The following is a 13,618-nucleotide window of genomic DNA, read 5'->3' on the forward strand; positions in this document are numbered from 1 at the left end:
CTGGCCGCTCTCGTCGATACGATTTGGTCACCGGTCAGGCGGCCATGTCGTCCATCTCGCGTTCCTTGAACATGCGGGCGAGATTGAGGAAGCAGATCATGCCGGTCTCGTTGGCGATGATGCCTTCGGCATAGCTCTTGTCGAAGGAGGTGGTGATTTCCGGAACCGGCTGCACCTGGTTGCCCTGGACCGTCAGGATGTCGGAGACGCGGTCGACGACGAGGCCGATGACCATGTTGTGCACTTCGGCGACGACGATGGCGCTGCGCTCGTTGGCAACCGTCGACTTCATGCCAAGCTTATGGGCGAGGTCGATGATCGGGATGACCGTGCCGCGCAGGTTCATGACGCCCAGCACGTCGGCCGGTGAATGCGGGATCGGCGTGGAGGGCGCCCAGCCGCGGATTTCGCGGATCGTCGTGGTCTTCACGCAGAATTCCTGATCGTGAAGACGGAAGGCGATGATCTCCAGTGTTTCGCCGTCGAAACCTGTCATTTTCAGTGCATTCGTCATCTGCGGTTCCTTCCCGTTGCGGCTTCGGCCGGCGCTGTGACGCCCGGCCCATAACAGACCTCGGCAGAATGCTGCTGGCATCATGATCGTGCCTGCGCTTGCCGCCTCGGATAAATTGTCTGGAGTGCCGGCTACATCCGGTCAGGGGCGATGCGTCATGCACGGCAAAGAGCCGTTCGCGCCTGCGAAGAACCTTATATCACAAATCGTTAAGAGATGCTTTTGCGCGTGCCAGGAATGCGCACCGGCCGGTTGCGGCCGGTGCGCTGGCCAATCAAGCCGAGGCGAGAACGCCGGCGAACTGCTCGACCGCCCAGTCGACCTGGTCCCGCGTGATGACCAGCGGCGGCGCGATGCGGATGGTGTCGCCATGGGTGTCCTTGGCGAGAATGCCGCGCTGCTTGAGCGCTTCGCAATATTTGCGAGCGCCGCCGGCTTCAGGCACCAGTTCAACGGCAAGCATCAGGCCGCGGCCACGCACTTCCTTGATGATGTTGGAGCGGATGTCCTTCAACCCGGTCTGGAAGCGGTCGCCCATGCGGGCGGAATTGTCGATCATGCCTTCCTCGGTCAGCGCCTTCAACGCGGCGCGGGCGATGGCACAGGCAAGCGGGTTGCCGCCGAAGGTGGAGCCGTGCTGGCCCGGCTTCAGAACGCCGAGCACTTCCGAATTGGAAAGCACCGCCGAGACGGGATAGAAGCCACCGGAGAGCGCCTTGCCGATCAGGGTCACGTCGGCCTCGATGCCCTCGTGTTCCTCGGCAAGCAGCCTGCCGGTGCGGCCAAGGCCGGTCTGGATCTCGTCGAGGATCAGCGTCACGCCGTGCTTCGAGCAGAGCGCGCGCACCTCGGGGAAATAGCCGCGTGGCGGGATGATGACGCCGGCTTCGCCCTGGATCGGTTCGATCAGGAAGGCGACGGTGTTTTCGTTGATGGCTGCGCGGAAGGCGTCGATGTCGCCGAAGGGCACGGTGACGAAGCCAGGCGCGAAGGGGCCGAAACCGGTGCGCGCATCCGGATCGGTGGAGAAGCCGACGATGCCCATGGTGCGGCCGTGAAAGTTGTTGGAGCAGACGATAATCTCGGCCTTGTCATCGGGAACGCCCTTGACTTCATAACCCCATTTGCGCACCGCCTTGACGGCGGTCTCGACCGCTTCGGCGCCGGAGTTCATCGGCAGGATCTTGTGACTGCCGGTCAACGCTGCGAGCTCCTCGTAGAGATGCGCCAACTGATCGTTGCGGAAGGCGCGCGAGGTCAGCGTCAGCTTCTGCGCCTGCTCGACCATGGCCGCCAGGATCTTCGGATGGCAATGGCCCTGGTTGACGGCGGAATAGGCCGACAGGCAGTCGAGGTAACGGTTGCCGTCGAGGTCCCACACATAGACGCCTTCGCCGCGCGACAGGATGACGTCGAGCGGCTTGTAGTTATGCGCGCCGAGCCGGTATTCGGTTTCGATCAGTGCATTCGTCGTGGTCATGGATCCTCCAGTGGCTCGGGTTCGTGGGCTCAGGCGCTACGGGTCGGGCGGTCAAGAATGCGGCGGCCGAACAGGCTTGCGGTCAGTTCGACGAGGATGCGAGCGCTTTTTCCCCGATCATCGAGGAAGGGGTTGAGCTCGACGAGATCGAGCGACGAGACGAGGCCGCTGTCGCAGAGCATTTCCATGATCAGGTGCGCTTCGCGGAAGGTCGCGCCGCCGGGCACTGTGGTGCCGACGCCGGGCGCCAGCTCGGGATCGAGGAAATCGACGTCGAGGCTGACATGCAGCATGCCGTTCGCGGCCTTAATCGTCGCGATGATCTCGTGCATGATATGGGCCATGCCGGTCTCGTCGATGGCGCGCATGTCGTAGACATTGACGCCGTGCTCGGCGATTTCCTCGCGCTCGCGGTCATCGACCGAACGGATGCCGACCTGGAAGACGTGTCTTGGGTCGACCAGCGGGCGATCCCTGTCGAGGATCGGGGCAAATTCGGCCTCGCCGCAGAAGAAGGCGACCGGCATGCCATGCATGTTGCCGGACGGCGAGGTTGCCGGCGAATTGAAGTCGGCATGGGCATCGAGCCACAGCACGAAGAGCGGGCGGCCCTGTTCCCTGGCATGGCGCGCCATGCCGGAAACCGAGCCCATCGACAGGGCATGGTCGCCCCCGAGGATCAGCGGAAGCTTGCCGGCGCGGGCCGCGTCGTGCACCGATTCATCCAGTGCGCGGGTGATGGCGGCGACGGTCTGCAGGTTGTTGGCACCGGGATGATTGGCAAGGTCACGGGCCGGCAGCGGCCTCAGGTCGCCTTCGTCGGTAACGCTGTGGCCGAGTCCGGCGAGGATCGTGTCGATGCCGGCGATGCGCAACGCTGCCGGGCCCATGGCGCAACCACGGCGGCCGGAGCCTTCCTCGAGTGGGGCGCCGATCAGCGCGATGTTTTTCTTGGATTCAGCCATGGTTTCCCCGCAGGTTTGCGTGATGCCGGTTTGCCCGGTTTGTGGGCAGATTATTGCCGTTTCAGATGTTAGCAAAAAGATGGAAAACTGACAGATAGAAGGGTATTATCGGCACTTTGATAAATCTGGATGAGCATAATGATAAGCCTTGACGATCTGGATCATACGCTGATCAGCGCGCTTCGCCACAATGCCCGCACGCCGGTCTCGTCGCTGGCCGCGGCAACCGGCGCATCGCGTGCCACCGTTTCCGCCCGCATCGACCGCCTGGTGTCGTCGGGCACCATCGCCGCCTTCACCATTCGCACCGGTGCGGAACTTTCCGGCAGCGGGGTCAGGGCCATCGTCATGATCGAGATTCACGGGAAGATGGCCGACAAGGTTGCTGCGCAATTGCGCGGCCTGCCGCAGGTCCGGGCGCTTCATTCCACCAATGGCCGCTGGGATTTCATTGCCGAGCTGGAGGACAAGGATCTCGCCACCTTCGACGAAACGCTGCGGCGCATCCGGCTGATCGACGGCATCAACCTGACGGAGACGAATATCCTGCTGAAGACGAGCAAGATGGCGACGGGGGTCTAGCCTCCGTGGGGGAGAGTGACCGGAAACGGCTGGCTCATTCCTGAACCCTCGTGAGGTTCGAGCCAGGTTGCGGCAAGCTTTTTCCACTACCGCGACGAATCCATACGCCAGGGAGGATCAAGGCGGTTTGATCCGGCAAAGTACAGTATGATGCGGTTGCCGCCGGGATCATACAGCTCGGCCTCGCGCCAGAGCCAGCTCTTGTCCTCGGGGCCACTCACGAAATGGATACCGGCGTTACCAAGAATGCCGACGGTTTCGTCCAGATCGCTGCACTCAAAATACACTGTCGTCCCGCCGCAGCCGATCTCGCCCTGATGTAAGGAAAAGGTGCTGTCACCGTCCGGACATATAAAGCGGGCATACCGCGGACGCGCATCAACGACGGGCTTGAGGCCCAGGGTACAATAAAACAGCCAGCCCGCATCCAAGTCCGGCATCGTCATTGTCACTTGGTTTAAACGCACAACGGCCCCTTTCGAACGCCCACCAGCCCGAAATTCCGCTCAATATTCCTTCTCATAGAAAATACCGCCGCCCGTGCCGGTGCTGCCGGCTTCGCCTCGCAGCTTGACGCCGCGGCCGACGTCGAGATTGATGATCGCCTTGCCGCCGCCGGCCTCGGAACCGGATTGGAGCTCCAGATAGGTGCGGTCGTTGAGATATTTGCCGGCCGTCACCTGGGCGCCGCCGCTGGCGTCGGTCGAGACGTCGAGGTCGTCGACGCCGAGCTTATTGCGCAATCCGTCGAGCAGCGAGTTGGAACCGCCGCCAGCCAGCTGGCTCACGGCACTCGCGAGCTGCGCGATCTGCAGGGCCGACAGGTTGGAGAGTGAACGGTTGAAGATCAGCTGCGCCAGGATTTCATCTTGCGGCAGAGCGGGCGACGACGAGAAGGTGATGGTCGGATTATTGGCAAGACCGGCGACATTGACGGTTATCGTCGTCGAGCCCGCAGTCGACGTTGCATCGAGGTCGAGCGTCGGGATCAGGTTGCCGCCGAAGCTGATCGTGCCGTCGGAGAAATCGAGCCGCTTGCCGAGAATTTCGAGGCGGCCGCGCCGCATCTGGAAACCGCCCGACACTGCCGGCCGGGCGGCTGTGCCGCGGATCGTCAGGTCGCCGCCGAGTTCGGCGTCGATGCCGCGGCCGCGGACGAAGAGTTTTCCGGGCGCGCTGACTGCGAGGTCGAAGGCCACGCCGCCGCTCTTGGCTCCGCCGCTGCTAGCGGTGTCGCTTTTGACATCCGCCTGCATCTGGCGGACCTTGGCCGGAGCATTCCTGTGCTTGATGTTGATCTCCGACAGCGAGGCCGGGAGCTTTTCGGGGATTGTGATCGCCGCCTTCCGGATGGTGACCTTTCCGCCCAGCACCGGCGTTGCAATGAGTGAGCCCTTCAACGTCATGGCGCCGTCGAGATTGGCGGTGAACAGGCTGCCGTCGACATAGGTCGCATTGTCGAGACGGATGGCGAGATCGGCAGGAAAGCCGGAGCCCGGCGCGATGCCGACTGTGCCGGTGACATCGAGCGAACCGCCGCTGGCGAGCCGACCGGATAATTTGGAAATGGTCGCCTGCTTGCCGTCGAGGGCAATATTGGCCGTCAGGTCGGTAATCGCGAGGTTGCGGCGGACATCGACAAGGCGGGCACCGGAAGTCGAGATCGTTCCGGTGATCTGCGGCGCCGTCGCAGTACCCCTAATGGCGAGATCGACATTGGCGGCCCCCGTCAGCGTGAAGCCTTGCTGCGCCAGCAAACCGGCGGCGAGACCGAAGGGCAGGTTGCCGGAGAATTTCATGTCGATCGGCCGGTTGCCGGTGAGGCCCACCTTGCCGCCGCCCCTGAAGGAGAGGCCGCCTGCGCCGCTGATCGTCGCGTCCAGCGTCACGGTGCTGTTGGCGAACTGGCCCTTGGCGGTGACGTCGAGCGCGCTGACGCCGGCGGACTTGGCCTGCGCAACCACCGCATTGGCCCAGCGCAGATCGTAGGTGGCAGCCGGTGCCGCCGATGTGCCCTTGACCCCCACCGTGCCACTGATCGTGCCGTCGGCGCCGAGCGACGGCGCGAAGGTATTGGCAAGCCTGGCGGGAAGGGCGCTCAGATTGATGGCGAGATCGAGTTTTTCGCCCGCTGATCCGGTCACCGCGATCGTGCCGCCGGACGCCGCGATCGTCAGTTTCTGCAGGCTGACGGTGCCGTTCTCGATCGAGATCGTCGTCGGTGCCGAGAGCTTGACCGGGATCTTTCTCGGGGTGGCGGTGAACGAGGCGAGATCGACAGTCGTCTTGCCGCCCGCCGTCCGGATGTCGGCACGCAGCTTGAGCGGTGCGCCGTCATAGTTGCCGTCGAGCGCGACATTGGTCTGGTTTTCCTGCTGGACGAAATCGAGCTTCAGACCACTGACGCGGTTGGCGCCTTGCGAAAACGTCTCGACCGAAAGATTGCCCTTGATTGCCAGCGCCTTCAGGTCGGCGATGGTGATATCGGCGACCGGTTTGGTAATGACGAGATCGCCGCGCTTGATGCCGGAGCCGCTGGCCTTAAGGGCGATCGAGGTTACGCCGCCATCGCTTTTGATCGATGCCGATCCGGCCAAGTCGCCGGAGGCCTTTTCGCCGGCCATGGCGGCCAACAGCCCGACATCGGGGAAGGTGAAGTCGATCGTCCCCTGCGGCAGGAAGTCGGATGTGAACTCGACAACGCCCTTCAGCGTGTTCTCGCCGATCTGCACCTGCAGCACCGGCACACTGGTGCGGCCGTCCTTGGAAACGAGATCGGCCTTGACGTTGATCGCCTGGCCGCCGAGCGCGCCGGTGGCGGTGATCTTCGCCTGCGGGTTCTTCGGATTGGCGGTTGCATCCGCCGTCAGCTGCAGGTCGCTCAGGGTGCGACCGGCAAGCGTCGCGCCGCGGGAGGTGATGTCGGCCTTGACGCCGAGATTGTCGAGTGGGCCGGTGGCATCAACCGTGAAGTTGGCCTGGCCTTCCGCATCGGCCAAAACCTTGCCGAGATCAAGCACCGTGCCGGTCAGCGTGGCCGTCAGGGTCTGCGACTTGAGCGCGACGGAACCGGCGGCCTGGAGCGTGCTGGAGGTTACGTTGAGGTTGGTGATGTCGACGGCGCCGTCGGGGCCGGTCGCGAGCGTGCCGGCGACATCCACCGGCGCATCGAATTTGGCGGAGACGGAGGCCGGCAGAGCCGCGGGGCGGGCCGAGAGCTTGAACGTCGTGTTCAGGCTGTTGTCGGCGAGCCTGAAGGAGCCCGCAAGCGCGCCGTCGAGATTGGTGCTGCCGATCGTGATCGGGCTGAAACCGATGGCTTCGGGCGTTACGTCGAGCGTCGTTGCCACCCTGATCGGGCCTTTGACCAACCGGTCGAGATCGGCATTGGTCAGTTGCGTCGCGCCGGCCTCGATCGTCGCCGCAACCGGGCCGGCGCGGCGGGTGAGGTTGAAGCGATCGCTGTGTGCCGCAAACTTGATGGCGTCGAAGCGTCCTTGCGGCAGCGCCACTTGTGCGAAGCTGCCCGCCACATCGAGGACGGCAGCCTGCATGTCGCCGTTGATCGATGCCGTGGCAGTATCAAGGACGATATGCGCCTCGCCGCCCTCGAGCGGCAGGCGGGTGTCGATACCGGCAAGGTCCGCCGTCAAAGCGAGCTTTTCGCCGGCACTGCCGGTGAGGGTGACGGTGCCACCATAGGCATTGATCGCCAGTCGCTGCAGGTTGACCGCACCGTTCTCGATCACGATGGTCGTCGGGTTGGCGAGATCCAGCGGGATTTTCCTTGGTGCCGCCGCGAAGGATTGCAACTCGATCGTCGTGCGGCCGGCCGCACTCTGCAGATCGCCGCGGGCGCTGAGCGGAGCGGCGTCATAGGTTCCGTCGAGAGCGAAATTCGTCGTTTTGCCCTGCTGCTCGAAGCCGAGCCTCAGGCCGGTGAGCAGGTTGGCGCCCTGCTTCACTTCCGCGACCGTCACAGCTCCCTTGATCGCCAGCGCCTTGAGATCGGCAATGGTGATGTCGGCAGCCGGCTTGGCGATCACCAGATCGCCGCGCGTGATGCCGGAACCGCTGGCTTTCACGGCAACGGAGGTGACGCCGTTTTGCGTCGTGATGCTGGCCGAGCCGGCGAGGTCGCCGGACGCGGTCTGCCCGGCCATGGCGGCTAGCAGCCCGACATCGGGGAAATTGAAGGTGAGCGAGCCGTTCGGCTCGAATTCCTTTGTCAGGTCGAACGAACCTTTCACGGTGTTCGAGCCGATCACGGCTTCGATCGACGGAATGCCGGTGGTGCCCTTTGCCGTTGCGATCTCAGCCTTGGCGCTGATCGCCTGTCCGTTGACGGTGCCGCTGGCGGTGACGGTTCCCGTCGGCCCGTCGCGGCCGATGACCGCATCGGCATTGACGGCAAGGTCGTTCAGGATGCGGCCGGCAAGCGTCGTTCCGCTCGACGTGACCTTGGCCTTGACGGCCAGCGCATCGAGCGGCCCGGTCACGTCGGCGCTGAAGGCGGCAGAGCCCTTGGCATCGGCGAGCAACTTGCCGATTTCCGGCACGGTGCCGGTGATTGCGGCCGTCATATTGCCGGTTTCGAGCGCCGCCGACCCGGCGACGTCGACGGTCCCGGACTTGATGGTGAGGTCGCTCACATTGACGTTGCCGTTGGTGCCTGTTGCGAGATTGCCGGCGATGGCGATCGTCGTGTCGAATTTCGCCGCCAGCGCCGGTGGCAGGACGGCCGGCAGGGCGAAGAGCTTGAAGCCCGTCGCGACGGTGTTTTCGGCGATCGTGTAGGAGCCAGTCAGCGTGCCGCCGATGCTGGCGCTTTCGATGGTGACCGGATCGAACGATACCGTCTCGGGCGTCAGCGACAGCGTGCCGTCGATCTTGACCGGTCCCTTGATCACACGGTCGATATCGGCGCTGGCAAAGCGGGTCGCACCCGTTTCTATGGTGGTTTTGAGCGGGCCCGTGCGCGTCGAGAGGTTGAAGGCGTCGCTATAGGCGTGCAGCTTGATCGCCTCGATCTCGCCCGCAGGCAAAGTCGCCTTTCCGATCGCAGCGCCAATGTCGAGCACGGCAGTCTGCGCATCGCCGATCAGCGAGACGCTGGCCGTGTCGATCGCAAGCTGGGCCTCACCTTTTTCCAGCGGCAGGCGGAAATCGATCGGACCGTTCTTGCCGGTGAGGCTCGCCTTGAGGTCGTTCTCGCCCGTTGTGCTGTAGGTGCCGGATGCCGACAGCGTCAGCGCGCCGGTGGAGACATTGCCTGTCTGGATGCGGATGGTCTTGCCGTCGATCGCCGTGGAAAGGTCGATGTCGGTGGTGCCTTCGAACAGCGGGCGGAAGGCGGCCGGCAGAAGATCGCTGAACGTGCCGCCGCCCTTGAGCGACACGGTACGGAACCCGTCGGCCGCCAGCGTGTGCTGGCCGCCGAGCTTCAGCACTTCTTTGCCGTCGAGTGCTGCGGTTGCCGTGCCGCTCCAGTTGGAAAGCGGCCCCTGGCCGGTAACGTTGACGCTGATCGCCGGTTCGCCGGGCAGGCGCATGGCCTTGGCGAGCAAGCCGCCCTTAGGCTCCTCGATCGTCGTTTCCAGTCGCAACTCGTTGCCGGCCGGATTGAAGACGATATCGGCGATCGCCTTGGCATCAGGCCGGTCGCGCTGCGCGACGGCAAGGGCGGTGGCAATGCTGGCATTTGTGGCGTTCAGCTTGCCTTGAGCGCTCAGGAACTGGTCGACACCGGCGATCTCCTTGCCGATGACCACTTCCTCAAGGTCGAAGGCATCGATCTTGACATCGAGAGGCAAGGCGAATGTTTCGCGGACCTCGCGGGTTTCCTGCGAGGGAATCGGCAGCCGCTCTAGGCGCACCGAGCCGGCGGAAAGCTTCGCCGCTTCGAAGCGTTTGGCAAAAAGCGCGGTCGGCGACCAGTCGATGGCGACTTCGCGGATTTCCGCATAGACGCCCTTGCTGTCGAACAGCGTGATGCTCGAAGCGGTGAAATCGCCCGTGAGCAAAGCGCTCGGATCGTTGATGCGGACGATCTGGTCCGGCGTCGAGGCGTATTTCTCGATCATTGCGGCGACCATGCGCGCGCCCGGCGCGGTAAAGCCGGCAAAGACGAGGAACAGCACGGCGGCAACAAGCACGAGGCCGAGGCAATAGAGGAACCAGCGCGACGCGGCTTTCAGGAAACGGAGGAAACGATTCATGGTTTATCCATAGTCCAAGTTGTGTCGCGGTGAAATTACTTCTCTCCGGCCTGTCCTTCGGCAATCAGAAGGATTGCCCGATCCCGGCATAGATCCCGTATTTGGTGCCGTCCGGATAGGCGTTCAGCGGCACCGCGAAATCCAGCCGGATCGGCCCGAATGGCGTTGCATACCGCAGGCCGATACCGGCACCGGCACGAATATCAGAAAAATCCGGCGCGGTTTTGGCCGATACTGTCCCCGCATCGACGAAAGGAACAATGCCGATCTTTTCGGTGATGTTGATACGAGCCTCCACCGACGCATTGACATAGGAGCGTCCGCCGAGAATTTCGTCATCTGCGTTGCGCGGGCTGATCTCCTGGTAGGAATAGCCGCGCACCGTGCCGCCGCCGCCGAGATAGAAGCGCCGGTTGGCCGGAATGGAAGCCAGGCCGTCGCCCCCGGCCAGGATGCCGGCGCCGAGCTTGCCGGCCAGCACGAAGCGGTTTTCCTCGCCAAGCCCGAGATAGGTGGAGGCCGAGCCTTCGAACGAACTGAAGAAGGCCTGGCCGTTGATCTCGTAGCTCGGCTTGGCGTTGATGGAGGCGCGGTAGCCTGCTGTCGGGTTCAGCTTGTCGTCGCGGGTGTCGCGGACATATTCGATCGGGATCGCCGCCGTCAGATATTCGTTGGAACCGAAGGCGTCGTCTATATCGGCCCAGCTCAGCTCGGCGCCGCCGGAAATCGTGTCGGTATCGGACAGCTCGAAGGTCGCGCCGGCAGCTCCGGTGAAGATTGTCGCGCTATAGGCATCGGGGTCGAGAAGCTGTGCCTTCAGGCTGGCATTGAAGGTGGAAGCGGGGCCGAAGGCGCCGGGCTTGGCGAAAAGCAGGCCGGCCGAGTAGTCGAGGCTGCCGACATCGGTCGTCTCACCGATGCGGTTGACGGAACCTTCGACGCGCAACGATTCGGCCCGGCCGAAGAGATTGCGGTGACCCCAATAGCCCTGGATGCCGAAACCGTCCGTGGTCGAATATTGCGCACCTGCGCCGAAATAGCGGTGTTTGCCTTCGGAGACCTCGATGGTCATCGGGATGGTGCCATCCGGCGCCAGCTCGTTTGCTTCCTTGATGGTGATGCTCGAAAACACGCCGAGCTGGCGCAGCCGTTCGGAGGCCTTGCGCAGGTTTTCCGGCGAATAGGGCTTGCCGCCGTTGAGGCGCGAGTAGCTGGCTACGAAGGCGGGATCGACGGTCTTGGTGCCGGTCACGGTGACGGCGCCGACCGGTGCGACCGGGCCGCCTTCCGCCGCGATGACCACGTCCACCGTGTTCGTCTTGTGATCGGCGATGGCGCTGCGTTCGGTCAGCCGGGCGAGCGGTCGGCCTTCTTCCTTCAAGTCCTCGACAACCTTTTCGCCGGCCTTGATGATGAGGGTGGAGTCCGCCCGCGCGCCCGGTTTGAGGTATTCCTCCGGCCTGCGCCCGAGGGCGTCTCCCTTGAGCACGACGCTGCCAAGCGTGAAAACCGGGCCGGGGGTCACCGTGATTTCGACGGGAACCGGAGCGCCGTCCGGAAACACCGGGTCGGGCGGCAGCGTGTCGATATCCTGGCCGTTAACCCTGACGTCGACCGTGCCGCCATAGCGGGCGTGCTCATAAAGGGCGGCGAGAAGGCGATCACGATCGTCGCGCGCCTTGATGACGAGTCCGAGATCGCCGGAAACGGGCTTGTCCTCGTCCTGGAACAGGCGCGAACTGTTTTCCAGCGCTTCCTTCAGATCCTCGTCGCCCGAGCCTTCCGTCAAGGTAAGGTTGTAGTTGACGGGATCGATGACCTCGACCTTTTCCTCGTCACTTTCGAAGAAACGCATGCCGAAGATCTTCAAAGCATGGGCGTCGGTAACCGACAAAGGTCCGCAGACGGCCAGCGCCGCGACGGCAAAAGCAGTGCCAGCGTTCCGGTACGCAACACTTACAGTCGGCAGACGCTTTCGTTTCCGCATTCCGCTTTCCAGGCTACTTTCAACATCCGCCTGCCCTCATGGCAGGGGCACAATTGCATGACAAGGTTTTCCCTTCATTAACGATGACCCTACACAGCATTGGTCCGGTGATGAAGGCAAAACGCCGGAATGTGAGAAAAACCGCGACAAGTGTGACGTGCGGGAAACAAAAAGCCCCGGATTTCTCCGGGGCTGGCAGTATTTCGCGTCGCCGGGGTAGAGGGCGCTCGCCACGTCTTTGCCCCTGCCGGCTGCAACCTGTGAGTGATATCACGGGCAATCGTCGATGTAGCGGCGGCCGTAGCGGTCGCGATAGTAGCACTGACCCGGCTGTTCGCTGACATGGCCGATGACCGCGCCCGTAACGCCGCCGATTGCCGCGCCGACAGCGGCGCCACGGACGTCGCCGGTGACGGCTCCGCCGATGATGGCACCCGAAACAGCACCGATGCCGGCACCCTTTTCAGTCTGCGTACAGCTTGCGACCGACAAGGCAATCAACACAAGCGCAATGGCTTTTTTCATTTGGTTCTCCAATCTGGACGCGAAAGCTGACCTCTCCGCCGTCCGTTCCCCGGGAATGGAAGTTGGACGGTAAAGGTCCCCCTCCGGTCGAACTTGCAACTTCGAAGATAATTGCATGTCTGCGAAAGTCTACAGATATCCTGCAAAATCCTCTTGTTACAAGAAATGCTATTCAACCTGAACGGAAGCTGAAGGTGCTGTTCCCGGCGTCACAGCGCCGGAGAAATTTCGGGCGCCTCTGTCATCACGGGAAAGAGGCCATTGCTCCGGATGATCAGGGTCGATTTCGCTGAAACAGAATATAAGGAACGAGTGGCTCGTCCTTTTCCACGCGGGCTTGACTCAGATCAAGGTTAAGTGGAATGAAATCCATGACGGATAGTTTGGAACTGTTCAAAATTAGGGGCCTTTTGCCGCAGGCGGCGGCGATCCCAAGCTTCGGGATTGACGCAGGCTGTCTTTGGATCAAAAAGACGGCAAGGTTCTGGAGACGATGATGGATTTCGAAAGTTTCTTCAAAGGCGAACTGGACGGCCTGCATCAGGAAGGCCGCTACCGCGTGTTCGCCGATCTGGAGCGCCAGCGCGGGCAATTCCCGAAGGCGATCCGCTACAACGCCGATGGGGAAAAACAGGACGTCACCGTCTGGTGTTCCAACGACTATCTCGGCATGGGCCAGCATCCCAAGGTCACCGAGGCGATGAAACTCGCCATCGACCAGTGTGGCGCGGGTGCGGGAGGCACCCGGAATATTTCTGGCACCAACCACTATCACGTTCTGCTCGAGCGCGAGCTTGCCGATCTGCATGGCAAGGAATCGGCGCTTCTGTTCACCTCCGGTTACGTCTCCAACTGGGCGGCACTCGGAACGCTCTGTTCGAAGATCCCCGGTGTGATCGTCTTTTCGGACGCCGGGAATCATGCCTCCATGATCGAGGGCATCCGCCACTCCAAATGCGAGCGGGTGATCTTCAAGCACAATTCGGTTGCCGACCTCGAAGCCAAACTGGCGGCCGCCGACCCGCGCGCGCCCAAAATCATTGCGTTCGAATCGGTCTACTCGATGGATGGCGACATTTCGCCGATCAAGGAGATTTGCGATCTCGCCGACAAATACGGCGCGATGACCTATCTCGACGAGGTTCATGCCGTCGGCATGTACGGCCCGCGCGGCGGCGGNATTGCCGAGCGCGAAGGNCTGATGCATCGCCTGACGGTGATCGAAGGCACGCTGGGCAAGGCCTTCGGCGTCATGGGCGGCTATATCGCAGCATCGAGTGCGCTGTGCGACTTCATCCGTTCGTTTGCCTCCGGCTTCATCTTCACGACGGCCCTGCCGCCGGCGCT

At 63.0% G+C, this 13,618-nt stretch carries 9 protein-coding genes; 2 read left to right on the top strand and 7 right to left on the bottom strand.

Annotation, left to right across the window (positions count from 1 at the left end):
- Positions 1-34: 34 nt before the first annotated feature.
- From A3AY_RS0126415 to rocF, 3 genes are all read right to left on the bottom strand, one after another.
- Positions 35-514 (bottom strand): chemotaxis protein CheW, encoded by a 480-nt coding sequence (locus tag A3AY_RS0126415; protein ID WP_018328693.1) that lies wholly within the window; start codon positions 512-514, stop codon positions 35-37.
- A gap of 274 nt (positions 515-788) precedes the next feature.
- Positions 789-1,994 (bottom strand): ornithine--oxo-acid transaminase, encoded by a 1,206-nt coding sequence (gene rocD, locus A3AY_RS0126420; protein ID WP_018328694.1) that lies wholly within the window; start codon positions 1,992-1,994, stop codon positions 789-791.
- A gap of 29 nt (positions 1,995-2,023) precedes the next feature.
- Positions 2,024-2,959, bottom strand: a complete 936-nt coding sequence (rocF, locus tag A3AY_RS0126425) for an arginase (RefSeq protein WP_018328695.1) — start codon at positions 2,957-2,959, stop codon at positions 2,024-2,026.
- A 138-nt stretch (positions 2,960-3,097) separates the two neighbouring features.
- Between rocF and A3AY_RS0126430 the strand changes: the two genes are divergently transcribed.
- On the top strand, positions 3,098-3,541 hold the full coding sequence (locus A3AY_RS0126430; protein ID WP_018328696.1) for an Lrp/AsnC family transcriptional regulator: 444 nt from the start codon (positions 3,098-3,100) through the stop codon (positions 3,539-3,541).
- Positions 3,542-3,627: 86 nt separating this feature from the next.
- Here the strand turns inward: A3AY_RS0126430 and A3AY_RS0126435 are convergent, their stop codons facing one another.
- The 4 genes from A3AY_RS0126435 to A3AY_RS0126450 all read right to left on the bottom strand — a co-directional run bounded on the left by A3AY_RS0126435 (position 3,628) and on the right by A3AY_RS0126450 (position 12,271).
- Complete coding sequence (locus tag A3AY_RS0126435) at positions 3,628-4,008, bottom strand: VOC family protein (RefSeq protein ID WP_026203851.1); 381 nt, start codon at positions 4,006-4,008, stop codon at positions 3,628-3,630.
- Between the two features lie 39 nt (positions 4,009-4,047).
- A complete protein-coding gene (locus A3AY_RS0126440; RefSeq protein ID WP_018328698.1) occupies positions 4,048-9,759 on the bottom strand; it encodes a translocation/assembly module TamB domain-containing protein in 5,712 nt (1,903 codons plus the stop codon).
- A 64-nt stretch (positions 9,760-9,823) separates the two neighbouring features.
- Positions 9,824-11,746 (bottom strand): autotransporter assembly complex protein TamA, encoded by a 1,923-nt coding sequence (locus tag A3AY_RS0126445; RefSeq protein ID WP_018328699.1) that lies wholly within the window; start codon positions 11,744-11,746, stop codon positions 9,824-9,826.
- Positions 11,747-12,016: 270 nt separating this feature from the next.
- Positions 12,017-12,271, bottom strand: a complete 255-nt coding sequence (locus A3AY_RS0126450) for a glycine zipper domain-containing protein (RefSeq protein ID WP_018328700.1) — start codon at positions 12,269-12,271, stop codon at positions 12,017-12,019.
- Between the two features lie 496 nt (positions 12,272-12,767).
- Between A3AY_RS0126450 and hemA the strand changes: the two genes are divergently transcribed.
- A partial coding sequence (hemA, locus tag A3AY_RS0126455; RefSeq protein WP_018328702.1) for a 5-aminolevulinate synthase occupies positions 12,768-13,618 on the top strand: 851 nt, incomplete at its 3' end.

The sequence above is a fragment of the Rhizobium giardinii bv. giardinii H152 genome (assembly GCF_000379605.1).
Classification (GTDB): domain Bacteria; phylum Pseudomonadota; class Alphaproteobacteria; order Rhizobiales; family Rhizobiaceae; genus Pararhizobium; species Pararhizobium giardinii.